20 protein-coding genes are annotated in these 16,842 nt (G+C 70.0%); 8 read left to right on the forward strand and 12 right to left on the reverse strand.

What is annotated here, in order from left to right:
* Positions 1-23: 23 nt before the first annotated feature.
* The 6 genes from L942_RS13480 to L942_RS13505 form a co-directional block, all read right to left on the reverse strand.
* Positions 24-1,082 (reverse strand): C40 family peptidase, encoded by a 1,059-nt coding sequence (locus L942_RS13480; RefSeq protein ID WP_037359777.1) that lies wholly within the window; start codon positions 1,080-1,082, stop codon positions 24-26.
* Between the two features lie 244 nt (positions 1,083-1,326).
* Positions 1,327-2,001 (reverse strand): DUF305 domain-containing protein, encoded by a 675-nt coding sequence (locus L942_RS13485; protein WP_037359780.1) that lies wholly within the window; start codon positions 1,999-2,001, stop codon positions 1,327-1,329.
* 65 nt (positions 2,002-2,066) lie between these two features.
* A complete protein-coding gene (locus tag L942_RS13490) occupies positions 2,067-2,480 on the reverse strand; it encodes a hypothetical protein (RefSeq protein WP_037359783.1) in 414 nt (137 codons plus the stop codon).
* A gap of 96 nt (positions 2,481-2,576) precedes the next feature.
* Entirely contained in the window at positions 2,577-3,821 is a 1,245-nt protein-coding gene (locus L942_RS13495) for an MFS transporter (RefSeq protein ID WP_037359786.1), read from the reverse strand.
* Entirely contained in the window at positions 3,818-4,930 is a 1,113-nt protein-coding gene (locus tag L942_RS13500) for a PLP-dependent cysteine synthase family protein (RefSeq protein ID WP_037359789.1), read from the reverse strand. Before L942_RS13500 ends, L942_RS13495 begins: the two co-directional genes overlap by 4 nt.
* A 68-nt stretch (positions 4,931-4,998) precedes the next feature.
* Positions 4,999-5,397, reverse strand: coding sequence for a hypothetical protein (locus L942_RS13505; RefSeq protein WP_037359793.1), 399 nt, complete (start codon positions 5,395-5,397; stop codon positions 4,999-5,001).
* Positions 5,398-5,727: 330 nt separating this feature from the next.
* Here L942_RS13505 and L942_RS13510 point away from each other — a divergent pair, with 330 nt between their 5' ends.
* Both L942_RS13510 and L942_RS13515 read left to right on the forward strand, forming a co-directional pair.
* Positions 5,728-6,393, forward strand: coding sequence for a hypothetical protein (locus L942_RS13510; protein WP_051165923.1), 666 nt, complete (start codon positions 5,728-5,730; stop codon positions 6,391-6,393).
* Between the two features lie 65 nt (positions 6,394-6,458).
* On the forward strand, positions 6,459-6,914 hold the full coding sequence (locus L942_RS13515) for a hypothetical protein (RefSeq protein ID WP_101437989.1): 456 nt from the start codon (positions 6,459-6,461) through the stop codon (positions 6,912-6,914).
* Here L942_RS13515 and L942_RS13520 read toward each other — a convergent pair.
* Positions 6,911-7,324, reverse strand: a complete 414-nt coding sequence (locus L942_RS13520; protein ID WP_037359798.1) for a hypothetical protein — start codon at positions 7,322-7,324, stop codon at positions 6,911-6,913. The genes L942_RS13515 and L942_RS13520 overlap by 4 nt on opposite strands.
* Entirely contained in the window at positions 7,318-7,989 is a 672-nt protein-coding gene (locus tag L942_RS13525) for a hypothetical protein (RefSeq protein ID WP_037359801.1), read from the reverse strand. Before L942_RS13525 ends, L942_RS13520 begins: the two co-directional genes overlap by 7 nt.
* Before the next feature lie 538 nt (positions 7,990-8,527).
* Here L942_RS13525 and L942_RS44890 point away from each other — a divergent pair.
* On the forward strand, positions 8,528-8,845 hold the full coding sequence (locus tag L942_RS44890; RefSeq protein ID WP_200862801.1) for a hypothetical protein: 318 nt from the start codon (positions 8,528-8,530) through the stop codon (positions 8,843-8,845).
* Here the strand turns inward: L942_RS44890 and L942_RS13535 are convergent.
* Positions 8,805-9,350 (reverse strand): VanZ family protein, encoded by a 546-nt coding sequence (locus L942_RS13535; protein WP_037359803.1) that lies wholly within the window; start codon positions 9,348-9,350, stop codon positions 8,805-8,807. The two genes, L942_RS44890 and L942_RS13535, sit on opposite strands and share 41 nt — an antisense overlap.
* A 142-nt stretch (positions 9,351-9,492) precedes the next feature.
* Between L942_RS13535 and L942_RS41980 the strand changes: the two genes are divergently transcribed.
* Positions 9,493-9,969: a DUF2231 domain-containing protein gene (locus tag L942_RS41980; protein ID WP_158242502.1), complete on the forward strand. Its 477-nt coding sequence runs from the start codon at positions 9,493-9,495 to the stop codon at positions 9,967-9,969.
* Positions 9,970-10,835: 866 nt separating this feature from the next.
* Here the strand turns inward: L942_RS41980 and lspA are convergent.
* From lspA to L942_RS13555, 3 genes are read right to left on the reverse strand one after another with little or no spacing between them, the layout of a single operon-like run.
* Positions 10,836-11,309, reverse strand: a complete 474-nt coding sequence (gene lspA, locus L942_RS13545; RefSeq protein ID WP_101437990.1) for a signal peptidase II — start codon at positions 11,307-11,309, stop codon at positions 10,836-10,838.
* A gap of 29 nt (positions 11,310-11,338) precedes the next feature.
* On the reverse strand, positions 11,339-13,303 hold the full coding sequence (locus tag L942_RS13550; protein WP_037359806.1) for a heavy metal translocating P-type ATPase: 1,965 nt from the start codon (positions 13,301-13,303) through the stop codon (positions 11,339-11,341).
* On the reverse strand, positions 13,300-13,716 hold the full coding sequence (locus tag L942_RS13555; protein ID WP_037359808.1) for an ArsR/SmtB family transcription factor: 417 nt from the start codon (positions 13,714-13,716) through the stop codon (positions 13,300-13,302). Before L942_RS13555 ends, L942_RS13550 begins: the two co-directional genes overlap by 4 nt.
* A 161-nt stretch (positions 13,717-13,877) precedes the next feature.
* On the opposite strand from L942_RS13555, the gene L942_RS13560 reads away from it, so the two are divergent.
* The 4 genes from L942_RS13560 to L942_RS13575 all read left to right on the forward strand — a co-directional run bounded on the left by L942_RS13560 (position 13,878) and on the right by L942_RS13575 (position 16,696).
* Positions 13,878-14,246, forward strand: a complete 369-nt coding sequence (locus L942_RS13560; protein ID WP_081655065.1) for a zf-TFIIB domain-containing protein — start codon at positions 13,878-13,880, stop codon at positions 14,244-14,246.
* Positions 14,233-15,219, forward strand: a complete 987-nt coding sequence (locus L942_RS13565; protein ID WP_235079083.1) for a cation diffusion facilitator family transporter — start codon at positions 14,233-14,235, stop codon at positions 15,217-15,219. Before L942_RS13560 ends, L942_RS13565 begins: the two co-directional genes overlap by 14 nt.
* A gap of 71 nt (positions 15,220-15,290) precedes the next feature.
* Complete coding sequence (locus L942_RS13570) at positions 15,291-15,596, forward strand: hypothetical protein (protein WP_037359811.1); 306 nt, start codon at positions 15,291-15,293, stop codon at positions 15,594-15,596.
* A gap of 104 nt (positions 15,597-15,700) precedes the next feature.
* Entirely contained in the window at positions 15,701-16,696 is a 996-nt protein-coding gene (locus tag L942_RS13575) for a cytochrome c oxidase assembly protein (protein ID WP_158242503.1), read from the forward strand.
* Positions 16,697-16,842 lie beyond the last annotated feature (146 nt).

A 16,842-nucleotide genomic window follows, 5' to 3' on the forward strand; every position in this document is an offset into this window, starting at 1 on the left:
TCAGGATACTTGCTCCGCCGGGATCACCCGACGATGCGCCGTGCTCCCATCAGGTGCCCGTCCCCGCGGATCGGCCGCACGTCGACCAGCTGGCCCTCGGTGGGCGCGTCGACCATCTTGCCGTTGCCGACGTACATGCCCACGTGATGGATCGCGCCGGCGCTGCCGGAACCGTCGTCGTAGAACAGCAGATCGCCCGCGACGAGCTGGTCCAGCGGCACGGCTTTGCCTGAGGTGAACTGCTGCCGGCTCGTCCGGGGCAAGGTGATCCCGGCTTGTTTGTACGCCCACGAGGTCAGCCCGGAGCAGTCGAACTGGCTCGGGCCGGTGGCGCCCCACTGGTATTCGGAACCGCGTTTGGACAGCGCCGCCTGCAGCGCGTCGTTCGCCGCGCCTGGAGGACCGAGATAGGAACCGCTGTCCTGCACCTGTCCCAGCTTCGTGCGGGCGGCCGAGGGCAGCTGCGCCAGCGCCTTGCGCACCTCGCCGATCTGCTTGTCGAGATCCGTCTTGCGTCCCTGGACTTCTTCCAGCGCGGTGGCGGCGTCGTTCGCGGCCAGCTGCGCCGATTTCTGCGCCTTCTCCGCGGCGGCCTTCGCGTTGTTCGCGGAGGCGACCGCGCGCTGCAGGCCGGTCAGTGTTTCGTTCTTCCGCTCCGCGAGCAGGGAGAGGATGGAGGCGCGATCGAGGAACTCCTGCCGGTTGCTGCTGTCGAGAAGCAGGGCTGTGTTGCTCAATTGGCCGCCTTCGAGCGCGGCGTTCGCGACCTGGTTCGCTTGCGGACGGAGCCGGTCGATCGCCGCCTGCGCGCCGACGACCTCGCCGTTGGCCTTGGCCACGGCCGCGTCGGCCGCGGCACGGTCGTTCTGCCGGGCGGTGAGCGACTCCTGTGCGCCCAGGAGGTCCTCGTCGGCCTTGGCCGCTTGTGCGCCGAGTTCCTGGTAGCGCTGCATCGGATCCTGGCTGCCGCCCGGGGGCGGCGCGGCCTGCGCCGCCGCGGGCAGGGTGGCCAATCCCAGGACGACGAGTGCGGCGGTGGCGGCTATCGGATGTCGGAAGGCACGACGCCGTTGCGGTGTCACGGGTGCTGAATCTCCTGTCGTGGGGACCTGCGTTCGGGGTGGACCGCCCCGCCGGCCCGCGGTCACATTAAGGTAACGCGCGGATCTTGTCCACTATCGCATCTAGTACTAGCGAAGCAGTTGTCGGAATCCGGTGAACAGGAAGGAAAACGTTCGTGCGGGAACGCACGAACCCGGGAGTAGACCCGGAGAACGGCAAAGCGGTGCGCCGGGGCCACGGCGGCCGTGGCCCCGGCGGCCCGGGTCAGCCCTGCGAGAGCAGCCCCTGCATTTCGGTGATCTCGGCCTGCTGGCCGTCGATGATCTTCTGCGCGAGCGCCTTGGCGTCGGCGTTGCCGCCCTTGGCCAGTTCCGTCTTGGCCATGTCGACCGCGCCCTGGTGGTGCTTGATCATCATGCCGAGCCACATCTTGTCGAACTCGGCGCCCTTCATCGTGTCGAGCTTGGCCATGTCCGCGTCGGACATCATGCCCGGCATCGACCCGCCCGGCATCGGCATCGAGGACGACGAGCCCATCCCCGGCATCGACGACATCCCCGGCATGTTGTGGTCGCTCATGCCCGGCATGGCCGAAGCGGAGGAAGAAGCGGCGCCCCACGCGGTGAGCCAGCCTTGCATCTGCTGGATCTCCGGGTCCTGAGCTTTGTCGATCCGGCCGGCGAGGTCGACGACCTTCGGGTTGGTGCTGCGCGAGGACACCATCTTCGCCATGTCCAGTGCCTGCTTGTGGTGCGGGATCATCTGCTGGGCGAAAGCGACGTCGTCGTTGTTGTGGCCCGCGGCCTGCTGGTTCGACGCGGGCGCGGGGGCGGACGACGAGCCCATCTGCATGCCGGACGGCTGATCGCCGCTGTTGCAGGCGCTGAGCGCGAGGGCCGACGCCACCGCGATGCCGCTGATCACCAGAGTTTTGCGCACGACAAATCCTTCTCTCGAAAAGTGATTGCTGAAATGACCGGTGGGGACCAGGCAGGCCCGGCCGGTCAGGTCCGCAGCACGCAGAGAGAAGCAAGGACCAGGCGGCCGCGTCTGTCCGGCGGCCGCCCGGGGACGGGCGAGCCGCGCGGACCGGCGGGGACCGGGAGCTTCGCGGCGGAATGCCTGCGGAAAGCCAGCAGCGCGAGCACCAGTGCGCCGACCGCGTACAGCACGGCGAGACAGAGGTGCAGCATCGTGTGCGCGCCGCCCGGCGTGCCGGGGTGTTCCTCGCCCGAGCCGGTGGGGGCCGCGTCTGCCATCGCGATGGGCGCGTCCGCCATCGCGGCGGGCACGGCGGCCGGGGCCATCGCGTGCGCGGAACCGCCGGGGAGGCTGATGTGGTGCATGGCGGCGATGCACAGCGCCAGCGCACCCAGCAGAAGGATCTGCCGGATGCCGCCGAGCCGGTTCGCCGCCATGCCCCCACCGTACTCAGGCACCGGGCCGCCGACGCTGCCGAGCCCGTCCGAGTGCTATGTCACCCAGTACGAGCGGGGGTAGTCGGCGGCCCGTGTTCAGGCCGCCGGGGCGAGCCGGTTCGCCGCGCCGAGGCTCCGGATCGCCCACGCGCAGGCTGCCCCGAGCAGGGCCAGGATCAACCACGGCGCGGCGGGCACCCCGGCGTCCCGGGCCAGGTCCAGCACGGTCCCGGTGAAGAGGTTGCCGAGCAGGATCCCGACTCCCACCACCGTGTTGTACAGCCCGTAGTGGGTGGCGACGAGCCGATTGCCCGACAGCGCGACGATGGTGTCCATTTCGAACGGGAACACCACCAGCGTGCCCAAAGCCAGCAGCGCCGCGGAGAGGATCAGCGGGACCCAGGTCAGGACTGCGGGGCCGCCGGCGGCACCGGCGGTCAGCGCGGGCGGCAGGAACGCCGCGGCCATCAGCAGCAGGCCGGTGGCGAGGCAGCGGCCCGGGCTCCACCGTTCGCGGCACCAGGCGGTGATCCGGAGCTGCCCGGCGATCGCGAGGGCGCCGGACAGTCCGAAAAGGATCGCGACCAAGGCGGTGCCGGAGAAACCGGGGCCGGCGATCCGGCGCGCCTCGAGCGGCAGCGCGAGGTACACCTGGAACGACAGCACGTACGAGCCGATCATGGCGAGCGAGAACAGCACGAACGAGCGGTTCCGGAACACCCCGGCCCAGTCTTGCCGGATCGAGCGCGGCTGCGCGGGACGCTCGGCCGAGTGCGCCGGCAGCGCGCGGATCTGCAGGACCGTGAGCACCGCGAACACCGCGGCCGCGGTCAGGCAGGTCACCTTGAACGCCACGCTGGTCAAGACGAGCCCGACGACCGGGCCCAGCAGGATGCCGGTCTGGTAGAAGACGTTGAACAGCGCGAACGCCTCGACCCGCCGCTCGCCCGCGTCCGCCGCCAGGTAGGCGCGCACGGCCGGGTTGAACAGCGCACCGGCGAACCCGGTGGCGGCCGAGGCGATGATCAGCGCCGGGACCGAATCGACCAGGCCCAGCAGGGCGAACCCGCCGGTGCGCAGCGCGCAGCCGGCGATGATGAGCGGCTTGTAGCCCAGCCGGTCGGCCAGCGTGCCGCCGATCAGGAACATGCCCTGCTGGGAGAAGTTGCGCACGCCCATCACCAGCCCGACGACCCAGCCGGCCAGCGCGAGGTCCGCCGACAGGTGCGAGGCCAGATACGGCATCAGCATGTAGAAGCCGAGGTTGATGGTGAGCTGGTTGAGCATGAGCAGCCGGGAAGGCCGGTCGAAGGACCGGTACCGGGTGATGAGCGAGGTCACCGGACCACCGCCAGGGTCGGGTCGACGACGTGCGTGCACCGGGTCCAGCGCTGCACGACCCGGTCGGCGGGAGCGCCGATGCGGTCGGGTTCCGCGGCGGGCGGCGCGTCGAGGAGACCGTGCTGCCGGCAGTAGTCGTCGTTGTAGACGGTGTCGAAGTACCGGTTCGGTCCGTCCGGGAAGACGGCGGCGATCCGGGCGTCGGCGGGTTCGGTGCGGGCCAGCCATCCGGCGACGTGCGCGACCGCGCCTACGCTCCAGCCGCCGGTGGCGTGGTGGGACGCGGCGAGCCGGCGGCAGGTCCAGGCCGCTTCCGCGGGGGAGACCCAGTGGACCTCGTCGAACCCCGCGTAGTCGACGTTGCGCGGGTAGATGCTGGAGCCGAGCCCGCGCATGAGCCGGGGTGCCGCGGGCTGGCCGAAGATGGTCGAGCCCACCGTGTCCACGCCGACGACCTTCAGGTGCGGGAAGTATTCCCGCAGCACCCGCGAGACCCCGGCGGAGTGGCCGCCGGTGCCGACCGAGCAGACGAGCACGTCGACCCGGCCGAGCTGGGCGACCAGTTCCAGGGCGAGCGGCGCGTAGGCCGCGACGTTGTCCGGGTTGTGGTACTGGTCCGGGCAGTAGGCTCCCGGCCGCTCGGCGAGCAGCCGGCGCACCCGTTCGCGGCGGGCTTCCTGCCAGCCGCCGGTCGGGTGCGGTTCGGTCACGAGCTCGACCCGGGCGCCGTAGGCGGACAGCATCCGGTGCACGATCGGCTCCAGGCCTGGATCGGTCACCACCGTCACAGGGTGGCCGTGCACGATGCCTGCCAGTGCGAGCCCGAGGCCCAGCGTGCCGCTCGTCGATTCGACGATCGGGGCTCCGGGGGCCAGTTCGCCGCGGGCACGGGCCTGCTCGACCATGTGCAGTGCGGGCCGGTCTTTCATGCCGCCGGGGTTGAATCCTTCGAGCTTGGCCCAGAAGCCGCGTCCCGCGGAGGCGAAGGGCTGATCGACCCAGAGCACCGGGGTGTTGCCGACCGCGCGGGCCGGGCTGTGGCACCGCGCGGCGGCGGTGAGCAGTTGAGGGGGAGAATTCGTTGCGGCAGGGGGCAAGACGGTTTCCATCGAGTCTCTTTTCGCGTGAGTGCCGCGGGCGCGGCGGAACGGGGTGACGGCAGGGGTTCCGGCGCCCGTCAGATCCGCGAGACGCAGAGCTCGATCAGAAGTGCCGAGCCGGGGGATCCCCGGGGCGGCGGCCGTGCGGCCCATGGGCGCGACAGCGGGCGCGCCCCGGGCACCAGGCAGGCCGCGGCTGCCGTGGTGAGCACGGCCAGCCACAGGAAGTCGTTGGCGCTGCGAAGGAATCGGCAGAGCGTGTCGCTGCCGTCGTGGCCGTGGTGCCCTGATCCGCATCCCGGGTCGCTCGGCACCGCCGCGGTGTCGTTCGCGGCCGCGGCGTGCACGACGGCGGACCCGGCGTGGCCGGTCTCGCAGCAGGGTTGCGCGTGCAGGACCAGGAAACCGAACAGCACAGCGAAGACGGCCAGGGCGCGCCAGCCGGCGCGACGCTTCGTGGCGGAATGACACCTCACAGTCAGCGGACCGTATCAGCGATGATCTTGTGCTCGCCACGTTCTGCGGCTGCGATCACCTTGCCATGACTGCGGATTCACTCGTTTGATATGACTACTACGTACGGTAGTTGAAATCCGCGTGACGGGAATCCGACGAACGGCCGGAGCCGGTCGGGTCAGCGGCTGTCCGCCGACCGGCGCACGCGGCTACTACTCTACTAAGTAGAGAAGTAGAAATCGGCCCCCTTGCGACTTTCGTAGCTGTGCCACCGGATCACGCCGGGCTACTTTCATGCGCACTGTCCGCACTCCCGGACGGGTCCCCACGGAAATCGCAAGGAGTTTGCCATGCGCAAATGGCGGCTGCTTTTCCTCACGTCGTTCGCGGTCGCGGCTCTCGCGGCCACTACGGCGGAGGCGTCGGCAAGCAACAGCTGGAACGGATACCACTGGGCTCGCTCGTCCACCTCCAGCACGGTGCGCCTGACCGTGCTCGACAGCGTCACGTCGAGCTGGGACGCCAACCTCAGCAAGGCCAATGCCGACTGGAACCGGTCACCGGTGTTCGAGAACACCCTTTCCACGAGCGACAGCAGCGCGACGACCCGGCGCAGCTGCCCCGCGGCGGCCGGGAAAGTCCGGGTGTGCAACTACACCTACGGCAGCACCGGCTGGCTCGGCGTCGCCGAAATCGATTTGTCGAGCGGCACCCACATCGCGTGGGGAACCACGAAGGTCAACGATTCCTATTCGATGGGGACTTACGCCAAACAGCACGTGATTTGCCAGGAGGTGGGCCACGACTTCGGCCTGGACCACCAGTTCACCAACGCGGGTTCGTGCATGGACTACGCCGGGCAGAGCGACCCGGCCTACGTTTCCCCCAATTCGCACGACTACAGCGAACTGCTCTCGATTTACAACCACGGAGACGGTTCGGCCGCGGCCTCGAACGGCTCGCAGTCGAAGATCGTCGCCGGGGGCGTCGTGACCTCGATCTTCTGGAAGGACTGACCGTCGCGCACCGGCCGGCCCGGCACCTCCGGGGCGGCCGGTGTCCCCTTGTGCGAGGAGATTCCATGAAACCAGCGGTGCCGACAGCTTTTCTGGGAATGCTCGCGGTCGTGGCGGGCGGCTGCAGCTCGGCGGCTCCCCGGGGCGACTCCATTCCTTCGCATCAGCCGTCCGCGGTCAAGGTCCCGTCCGGGACGGTCGACATCGTCGTGGCGGAGCCGGCCAGCCGTGCGGGCCGCGCCGTCCGCTATTTCCGGCTTGAAGACGGCCAGGGAAAAGCGGTGCTGGAGCGTGAATTCCGGACCGCTCCGGCGGAGTTGTCCGCGCCGTTGGCGGTCGGCCGCTACCGGGTGGTCACTTGGACCAGGGACTGCACCGGCGCCTGCCGGGATGCCGTGGACGCGAACCTCGGCCGGGCAGCCGGCATTTGCGGAACCCGTATTACCGTCCCGAATGAAGCGGTGACACGGGTTTCCGTCAGTGCACCGTCCGGTGTGGACTGTTCGATGCGGACAGGCTAGGGCGTCGCGGGTGTGCGGCCGGACTGGCCGAGCAGGACCACGAGCACCGAAACCAGCGCGGATACGGCCACGACTCCGCCGACCAGTTCGGCCGACCAGCGAATACCGTAGGACAGTTGCACCGCCGCCAGCACCCCGGACCACAACAGGACCGGGACGATTCCCGCAGCCGCCAGTGATTGTGCGCGGCGCGACGCTCCCGCTCGTCGTACGCCGTAGAGAGCGGCATCGGCTGCGAGCCCGGCGACAGCGGCGGCGAGAACGACCCGCCCGCCGGTGAAGCCGAAGTCGACGAGCGTGGACGCGAGAACCGCGTGCGCGGTCAGGAACACCGTGGTGGCGCCGAACGGCAGCTTCCACGTCCGGGCGAGGTAGGCCAGCGGCGCGACGACTACGAGGGAGGTCAGCACGTAGCTGCCCAGTCCGGCCTCTGCCCTGGTCTCCGCCGCGATGTGGGCCGGGTGCCCTCGGGGAAGTGCCCGACCGTGTAGACCGGGGCATCGCTGAAGAATCCGGACAGGAAGCTCAACGCGAACGCCGCGACCGCCGACAATGCCAGCAGCGCCAGCACTGTCGCCGCCAGCGACGGTTCGCCTTTCACCCGAGCCGACAGGACCGGCCCCGCCAACAGGAACCCGGCACCGGCGAACAACAGCAGATGCGACGGGCTCAGCAACGCGTCGATCCCGGCCTCGATGCCGAACACCTCGTGCCACGCGAGATCGGCCGCGCCTCCCGCGGCGAAGATCCCGGCGCCCACGAGCGGCCAGCCGTATCCCGCCGGAGGGGCGAGGACCGCCCGCCAGGGCGGCGCCGTTCCGCGCCGCCGCCAGCCCATCGCCAGCAACCAGAGGCCGAGCAGGAGCAGGCCGCCGTAGAGCAGTCCGTGCCACGGCGTGAAGAACGAATCCGGCAGGCCCAGCCAGTGCGCCCGCCCGTCGAGGAACACCGCGACGACGAGCCACAGGCCCAGCAGCGCGGCTCCGATGTCCTCCCAGCGGGCGCTGAACGCGCGACCGGCAGGGGCGAGGCCGGACCGGCTCGCGGTCGTTGCTGCTTCCCGATGCGTGACCATCACGTCCTCCTATACCGGGCAGGGGTATCGAATAACCTGAAGATATACCCCGTGGGGGTATTAGGCAAGCGTGAGGTGCGCTGCCGCGGCGAGCGGGGGACATCGGTACGGCGCGGACGATCTGTCCGGGTGGCGGTCATCCTGTGTGCCAAAGAGGCTGGGCTCGGCCTGCTGTGGCAGCGCGCGGAAATTCGGCGCCGGATGGTCGGTTCGCGGGCGTCACTGGACCTGATCGAGTGCGCTTTGGGCTGCGATCACGAGGATTTCATGCGGCGCGCCCGTTTTCGTGCGGTCGCGGCAGGCGGTCCTGGGATCGAGGCGGGCACGGACGCGGGCCTCGGAGGAACGAGGCCCGCGTCCGCGTTACGCGCCGGCCGAGGGGGAGGGTCCGGCGCGGCCGCGAGACAGCATGCGGGAAGCTCGCGACATAACCGACATACTAGGAAACTTAGTAATTGATGGCAAGGCGGGATTCCGGAAGGCTCCTCGCGTACTACGATCTCGCTTAGTAGAGGTGGCTGGTGCGAGGAGTTGTGACATGCCGAAGGTGTCGACGAGAGGGCGCGACCGCCGCGCGAGGCAGCGCGCGCTCGAGGCCGGGGTCCGCCGCGCGGCGGTCAAGCCCGAGAAGGCCGGCTACACCGGCGCGTACCGGAAATGGCTCGTCGTGCGGGTCGCGGGTTTCGTGCTGATGGGGGTCGGGGTCGTGATGGCGATCGTCCACATCGGAGCGCACCTGGGGAAGTTCTCCTTGCTGCCGACGGTGGGCTTGCAGGACCTGCTGATCGGCTGGCCGATGGCGGGCGTGCTGTTCCTCATCGGCGGGGTGTTCGCGGGCCGGCGGTTTCGCGCCTGACCGTCCTGCGCCGCAGGAGCACCGCGCCGAGCAGGGCTCCGGCGAGCGCGCCCGCGACATTGGCGAGCACGTCGGCGAGGCTGCACCACCGGCCGGGGATCTGCGATTGGGCCAGTTCGATCGCGGGCGGCAGCGTGAGGGCGAGCACGACTGCGGGTACGGTGCGGCCGACGGTGAGCACTGCCGAGGCGGTCAGCGGCAGGAGAAGGAGCAGGTTGAGCACGTTGCCGGCGATCCCGCCGCCAGAGTTCAGCACCGTGCCCACGAGGTCGGGGAAGTCCTCGGGCAGGCAGGCGTGCAGGCCGTTGGTGTGCCGCTCGCTGCCGGGTGGCAGAGTGAGCGCGAGAACCGCGGACAACAGCACGACGGTGATCAGGATGCCGCGCGCGGGCCACTCGGTCCGCTTGGCCAGCGGCCGGGCCGCGGAGAGGCCGACGAGTGCGCCGAGGGCCAGTACGGCAATGGTCCAGGCGGACACGGGCACGACGGCGCCGAATACCAGCACGGCTGCTCCTCGCTGCAGTCCGGCGGGGAAGCCGGGCGGGACACGGGAGCCGACATAATACTAAGTGAAATAGTATCAACGGGGTGAGTTCATTGCGTCTACCATGCTGCGGAACGGATCCGGTGCGGTCCTGGGAACCGGCGTGACCGAGACAGCGGAGGAAGCCGCTCCGGTCCGGACGAGGTCGCGGGTGCGGCTGCACCCGGTGCTGGTGGCCGTCCCGATCGGATGCTGGTTCGCGAGCACGGTGCTGGACCTGGCGGCGCGCTCGCACGATCCACGGGAATTCACCACCGCGGCAACGTGGCTGGTCGGGATCGGGCTGCTCGGCGCAGCGGTCGCCGGGTTCGCGGGATTTGTCGACGGGTTGCCGATCCGCTCGGGCACTGCCGCCTACCGGCGCCTGCTGGTGCACCTGAGCCTGGCGATGGCGCTCATCCTGGCGTACCTGGTCGAGTACGTGCTCCGGCTGGGCGCTCCGCCCGACCGGGCGATCCCGGCGGGCGTGCTGGTTTACGCGCTCGCCAACGCGGCGGCGCTCGTGGCGACCGTGGTGTGGGGCGCGCTGGTCGCGCACCGGCTCGGGACTGCGCTGCCGGATGGTGGCGGCGAAGGCTGACACGGATCGGACCGCCAGACGGCATCGGTAGTTCGTGGGTGAGCACCCGGACGTGAAGCGCGAGGCGGCGAGGTGCGGGCGGTTGCCGAGGCGGCGATCCGTGCAGCAGCAGAGGCAGGACAACCCGGCCGACCTGATCAACGTCGCGTGGAGGAGCTGGTGCGGCCTGCTGAGGGTCGCCGGGGCACGTGACGCCGGACGCGATGGCAGCCGTGCTCCGCACGGATGTCAACCCGCGGTTCACTACGATGGTCGCGGCCCGGGCTGACGGGCCGAGTGTGCCTGCCTGGATCGCGGCCCGGTGGCGGACCCGGCCGCGCGGCGTAGCGAGTTCGATCGGACGAAGACCTGGGCGCAGGCGACCACGCTGGGCAAGTTCCAAGGCACGACTGGCGGATTTGCAGGCACCGCACGCGATCGGCCCGGCCGGGCTGTGGTTGGAGGGGCGTGCTGCCGGGGAATGTCGTGCGCTTCGCCGGTGAGGCACGGATGGCTGCGTCGACATGTGCGAGACCGGCGACTCGAAGTGGGTGACGTTGCTGATCAGCCCGCTGCACAGTAGCGGATCGAGGAGAGTCGCGGTGATTGCCATGTTCTGAAGCACATGGCTGGGACTGTGCGAGCGAGCAGCGGAACGGCTGGCGGCGCTTCAGGACGAGCGGCGGAAGCTGAGTGGCTGGGCGGCGCAGCTGTCTGCGGCGTTCGAGCGGTGTCGGCCTACCACGGCAACAACTAACTGCCCTCGCTGGAGGGGATCTGCCGCTCGCGCCGCCGGTCGCTGTTCACCCTGGTCGACGTTCGATCTTGAGGGTCGAGGTCGAGTTCACGAATTTGGTGGGCTGTGATCCGATCTTGATCTCGCGGGATCACGGTGCCGAGTCCCTCGTGGTGCCATCGGTGGCGCGGAGACTGGCCAGAACCAGCACAGCGCCGCCGACGGTGATGAAGACATCGGCGAGGTTGAATGTGGGGAACCAGCCGGTGTGCAGGTAGTCGGTCACGACCCCGTCGGCGGCCCGGTCGGCGAGGTTGGCGATCGCCCCGGCCAGCACCGCGGCCAGCCCCAGCCGTACAGCCAGGTTCGCCGTGCGTGCTTTGCGCCAGGCGAACACCGCGAGCCCGGCGACGATCAACCCGGTGACACCGAGCACCACCCAACCGGGCAGGGTGTCGCCGAGGCTGAACGCCACCCCGGAGTTGAACGTCAGCCGCAGCTGAATCACCCCGAGATCGGCCGACGTCCCGTCAGCCAAGGCCCCGCTCGCCCAGGCTTTCAGGCCGAGGTCGAGCGCGGCCAGCAGCGCGGCGGTGGCCGCCAGCGCGACCCGTGCTCGGGTCACTCTGGCCGTGCGAGTGGGTTGACCGGTCGTCACGAGGACACCCCGACCGCGGCGGACATCGACGCCGTCTGCCTGCGACCTCCTGTGATCTGCAGGGACTTGGTGCGGCCGGCGCGGACGCCGTTGGCGATGACGACGACCTCGGCCAACTCATGCACCAGTACCACCGCGGCCAAGCCGACCACGCCGAACAACGCCAGCGGGATCAACACGGTGATCAACCCGAGGGACAGGCCGACGTTCTGCAGCATGATCCGCCGGGCGCGGCGGGCGTGGGTGAACGCCTGCGGCAGGTGCCGCAGGTCCTCGCCCATGAGCGCGACGTCAGCGGTCTCGATCGCCACGTCGGTGCCCATCGCGCCCATCGCGATGCCCAGATCGGCGGTGGCCAGGGCCGGCGCGTCGTTGACGCCGTCGCCCACCATCGCGGTGGAGCGCTGGCTGCGCAGCTGTTCGATCAGGCGAGCCTTGTCCTCCGGGCGGAGTTCGGCGTGCACGTTTTCGATCCCGACGTCCTTCGCCAGTGCGGTGGCGGTGGCGTGGTTGTCGCCGGTGAGCATCGCGACGTGGTAGCCGTCCCGGCGAAGCTGCGCCACCACCTCGACGGCTTCCGGGCGAAGCTCGTCGCGGACCGCGATCGCGCCGACGACCTGGCCGTCCTGCTCGACCAGCACCGCGGTCGCGCCGGCCTGCTGCATCCGCGCCACGTCCGTCGCCAGTGAGCTGGGTTCGAGCCAGCCGGGACGCCCAAGCCGAACGGTGCGCCCGTCCAGACGGCCGGTGAGACCCGCCCCGGTGACCGCCTCCACGGCCGAGGCCGGGGTGACCTCGTCGACCGCGGCAAGGATCGCCCTCGCGAGAGGATGTTCGCTGCGGGCCTCCAATGCTGCTGCCAGGTGCAGGACCTGCTCGCGGCTCGCGCCATGGGTGGTGGCGACGTCGATGACGGCGGGCCGGTTCGCGGTGAGGGTGCCGGTCTTGTCCAACGCGACTCCGCGGACCGCACCGAGCGCTTCGAGGGCGGCACCGCCCTTGACCAGCACGCCGAGCTTGCTGGCCGCGCCGACCGCGGCCACGACCGCGACGGGCACGGAGATCGCCAGCGCGCACGGGGAGGCGGCGACGAGCACGACCAGGGCACGCTCGATCCAGGTGACCGGGTCGCCGAGCAGGCTGCCGACCGCAGCGATCAGCGCGGCGGCGATCATGATGCCCGGCACCAACGGTTTCGCGATGCGGTCCGCGAGGCGTTGGGAGGCGCCCTTACGGGCCTGTTCGGCTTCCACGATCCGCACGATCCGCGCCAGGGAGTTGTCCTCCGCGGTGGTGGTGACCTCGACTTCGAGCACGCCGGTGCCGTTGATCGATCCAGCGAACACCTCGCTGCCGGGACCTGCCTCGACCGGCACCGATTCGCCGGTGATCGCCGAGACGTCCAAGGCAGTACGGCCGTCGCGGATGATGCCGTCGGTGGCGATTCGCTCACCGGGCTTGACCAGCATGCTGTCGCCGACCCGCAGCTCGGCCGGCGACACCATGACCTCCGTGCCGTCGCGCAAGACGGTGGCCTGCTCGGGAACCAGGGACAGCAGGGCACGCAGGCCGCGACGGGTGCGGGCCAGCGAGTACTCCTCCAGGCCCTCACTGATGGAGAACAGGAAAGCCAGCATCGAGGCCTCGCCGACCTCGCCGAGAATGACCGCGCCGACCGCGGCGATCGTCATCAGCGTGCCGACCCCGATCTTGCCCTTCACCAGCCGCTTCAGCGTGGACGGGACGAAGGTGTAGGCACCGGCCAGCAACGCCGCCACCTCCAGCACCAGCTCCACCGGCCGCGCCGCGCCGGCCCAGCCGGCGATCAGCGCGGCGAGCAGGAACGCTCCAGAGCTCGCCGCGAACTGCAGTTCCTTGACTTGCCACAGCCGCTCCGGCTCGTGCTCCTCGGCCTCCACGCTCACAGGTTCTTCGTGGCCGCAGCCGCACGCGTCACTCATCGAGCACTCTCCTTGCTATCCCGAATCACGCTGTCCGGGGTTGCGTCGGCCGCGGCGTCGGTGCCGTAGTTCGGGCACAGCGCCACCGCGTTGCCGGTCGCGGCCAGCAGCGTCTCCGCCGACGCCAGCAGGTCCATCAACTCCGGCCGGGCGAGGCTGTAGAACACCTGCCGGCCCTGCGGGCGGCCCACCACCAGCGCGCAATCACGCAGGCAGGCCACGTGCGCCGAGACCGTGGACTGCGCCATCCCCAGCGCGGCCACCAGGTCTGCGACCCGCGCCTCCCCATGAGCGAGGCGTTGCACGATCGCCAGCCGGGTGGCGTCGGAGAGACTGTGGAACAGCGCCACCGCCGGGTCCAAGCCCGCGCCCACGCTCGACGCGAGGCATCCATCCCTGCTTATCATCGCCACAAGACGATGATAGCAGCAATTGGCGATTCAAACGACAACGACTGCGTCAGAGGACGTGCCCGGACTCGCTCGGACCCCAGTAATCCATTTATGCGCATATCACTATACTTGAGGCAGGATAGGCAGCGGACGTGAGCGATGACGACGCGAGAGGTGCAGCGATGAGTAGCGCGACAGGCGAGCAGCCGACAGGCGGCGGGGCGGGGTTGTTGTGCCCGAAATGTGTGTCCCAGATGCTGCCGGTGAACCGGTTCGGGGTGGAGATCGACCAGTGCACCGGTTGCGGCGGGGTATTCCTCGACCGCGGCGAGATGGAACAGCTGGCCACGGCGGAGGCCAGGTTCTACGCCGCCGCCCAGCCCACCCCGCCGTCGCAGCCTGCGCCGCCGCAGTACGCGGCACCGGCTCAGCCGTACTACCCGCCACCCGCCTACGGCGAGCGCCGCCATGGCGGCGGGTTCCTGGGTGAGCTGTTCGGGCAGCACGAGTACCGTCCGCAGCACGGAGGGCACCACGGTGGCCACCACTGAACACCAGGCCCAACGTGCCGGGCAGGCGGAGGGGACCGGCGAGACCGGACACGGACACGGGCACGGGGTGTCGGCGAACGCGGACCGGAAGTGGCTCGGTCTCGCGCTCGGGCTGATCGTGGCGTTCATGACGGCCGAGGTGGTGGTCGGGCTGATCGCCGGATCGCTGGCGCTGATCTCCGACGCCGGGCACATGCTCACCGACGCCGCGTCGATCGTGCTCGCGCTCATCGCGATCCGGCTGGCGGCCCGGCCCGCGCGCGGCAACTACACCTACGGCCTCAAACGCGCCGAGATCCTCTCCGCCCAGGCCAACGGCATCACCCTGCTGTTGCTGACCGCGTGGTTCGTCTACGAGGGCGTACGCCGGCTCATCGACCCCCCACCGGTGGAGGGGCTGCTGGTGTTCATCACCGCACTGGTGGGCATCGCGGTCAACGTGGCCGCGTCCTGGTGCATCAGCCGCGCCAACCGGTCCAGCCTGAACGTCGAGGGTGCGTTCCAGCACATCCTCAACGACCTCTACGCGTTCATCGCGACCGCGGTCGCCGGTGGCGTGATCCTCTGGACCGGCTTCGCCCGCGCGGACGCCATCGCCGCGTTGATCGTCGCGGCGCTGATGGCCAAGGCGGGCTGGGGCCTGGTCAAGGAATCCGGGCGGATCTTCCTCGAAGCCGCCCCCGCGCACCTGGACCCCGAGGCGATCGGCGGCGAGTTGGCCGCCGTGCCCGACGTAGTGCAGATTCACGACCTGCACATCTGGCAGATCACCTCCGGCGACACCGCGCTGTCCGCGCACATCCTCGTCAAACCGGGCGCCGACTGCCACGCCATCCGCCAGGGCGTCGAGGAGATCATGCGCGCACGCCACCACCTGGAACACACCACCCTGCAGGTCGACCACACCACACCCGAGGCCGACGACGAGCACTGCGACCACCCGCACGGCCGGACCTACCGACCCCAGCCATGAACCCCGGCCCAGGTCAGCTCAACGTTTCCACGCGGGCCTGGGCCGGCCGCGCCCGCACGGAGGAACCCACCATGACGACCACGCTACTGGCCGCCGGCTCAGGCACGGCCGGAGTCTGGACCCTGATCGCCATCGTCGTCGCCCTCGCCGCCGCGCTCACCGGAATCGGCATCGCCCAAGCCCGCGACCCCGAACGCCGCCGCATCGCCGCCCAGGCGGGCGAAGCCGGCGCCACCACGACCGGCATGCCCTCCGGAGTCGAGGATCCTGACGGTGCCGCGGCAGGCGACGACGCGGCCGACGACCGCCCGGATGACGGCCTTCCCGAGAGCAGAACGAGAGGCTCCGAGGACGGGGCCGCGCCGAATTCCCCGTAACCGCCCGACGGTGACAGCGGCCTGAGCGAGCATCCGCGTGGCCGTGACCCGAGACCGACAGGACCCGTGACGCAGCCATCATGCCGACCGTTTCCTTGCCACCCTTGACCTGGACCACCGCGCTCACCGCATGGTCCTGGCATCCCGCACCGATCGCGGCGATGCTGGCCTTCGGTCTCTGGTACGCCCTGCGCGTGCGGAAGCTCCGCCGAGCCGGTGGCACCTGGCCCGCAAGCCGCATCGTGTGGTGCTACAGCGGGCTCGGCAGTTACGCCCTCGTCACCGTGACCTCGATCGGGGCCTATCAGAACGTTCTCTTCAGCGTCCGCGCCATCCAAGTCGTCACGCTGCTGATGATCACACCGCAATTCCTCGCCCACGCCCTGCCCGCCCGACTCGCCCGCGACACCGCAACCCCGGCAACCAGGGCACGGTGCAGCCGCATCCTGCACTCGGCCGCCATGCGGGCCGTCACCCATCCGCTGATCGGCGTGCTAGTGCTGCTCGGCGTACCCATCGCGCTCTACGGCAGCGGCTGGTACGAAGCCGGGCTGCGCAGCCACTGGACCAGCGAACTCACCCAAGCCGCGCTACTGATCGCCGGGGCACACTACTTCTGGACCCGCCTGCAACGCGATCCCGTGCCCAAGCTGTACCCGCACGTCGTCTCGGTCGGACTGACCTTCGCCGAAGTCGCCCTCGACGTCATCGTCCCCATCGCCCTGCTCATGTCCGGCAGCCTCGTCGCCGCCGACTACTATCTCGCACTCAACGGCGCAGGAGGGCTTCCCCCCGACACCGACCAGACAACCGGTGCGGCCGTCCTGTGGGGCCTCGGCGACCTCGCCCTCGTACCCTTCCTCATCCTGTCCATGCAGCAACTGCGACGCCGCGACAAGGAACACGCCGCCGAGATCGACGCACAACTCGACCAATACCAACGAGCCGAACAACGCAGACAAAACCCCACAGCAACAGCCGCTGAAACGGCCGGCACTGCTGCGGAACTACCTGCCACGATGCGCCCCTGGTGGGAAGACGACCCGAACGTCGCGGCACACTTCCGATGGACACAGCAAAAACCGCCCCAGGACGGCTAATTCCGGTGCCTCTGCCCGCCATCGCAAGCGGCTTCGCTCACCGGCGGTGCTGGACATCAGCGACCAACCGGTTGTGCCGTCGACAAGAAGACCACGGTGCCGCCTACCGGTGCGCCGGGCTCCATCTGCCCGCAAGGGGGCCAGCC

Origin of the sequence: Amycolatopsis orientalis DSM 43388 (assembly GCF_000411975.1) — a bacterium.
Taxonomy (GTDB): Bacteria; Actinomycetota; Actinomycetes; order Mycobacteriales; family Pseudonocardiaceae; genus Amycolatopsis; species Amycolatopsis orientalis_D.

Bases quoted from the DNA above. Each gene is read 5' to 3' on its own strand.
- L942_RS13525 (WP_037359801.1), bottom strand. From the start codon at position 7,989: ATGGTCACGCATCGGGAAGCAGCAACGACCGCGAGCCGGTCCGGCCTC.
- L942_RS13550 (WP_037359806.1), bottom strand. From the start codon at position 13,303: ATGAGTGACGCGTGCGGCTGCGGCCACGAAGAACCTGTGAGCGTGGAG.
- L942_RS13510 (WP_051165923.1), top strand. From the start codon at position 5,728: ATGCGCAAATGGCGGCTGCTTTTCCTCACGTCGTTCGCGGTCGCGGCT.
- L942_RS13560 (WP_081655065.1), top strand. From the start codon at position 13,878: ATGAGTAGCGCGACAGGCGAGCAGCCGACAGGCGGCGGGGCGGGGTTG.
- L942_RS13500 (WP_037359789.1), bottom strand. From the start codon at position 4,930: ATGGAAACCGTCTTGCCCCCTGCCGCAACGAATTCTCCCCCTCAACTG.
- L942_RS13515 (WP_101437989.1), top strand. From the start codon at position 6,459: ATGAAACCAGCGGTGCCGACAGCTTTTCTGGGAATGCTCGCGGTCGTG.
- L942_RS13570 (WP_037359811.1), top strand. From the start codon at position 15,291: ATGACGACCACGCTACTGGCCGCCGGCTCAGGCACGGCCGGAGTCTGG.
- L942_RS44890 (WP_200862801.1), top strand. From the start codon at position 8,528: ATGCCGAAGGTGTCGACGAGAGGGCGCGACCGCCGCGCGAGGCAGCGC.
- L942_RS13490 (WP_037359783.1), bottom strand. From the start codon at position 2,480: ATGGCGGCGAACCGGCTCGGCGGCATCCGGCAGATCCTTCTGCTGGGT.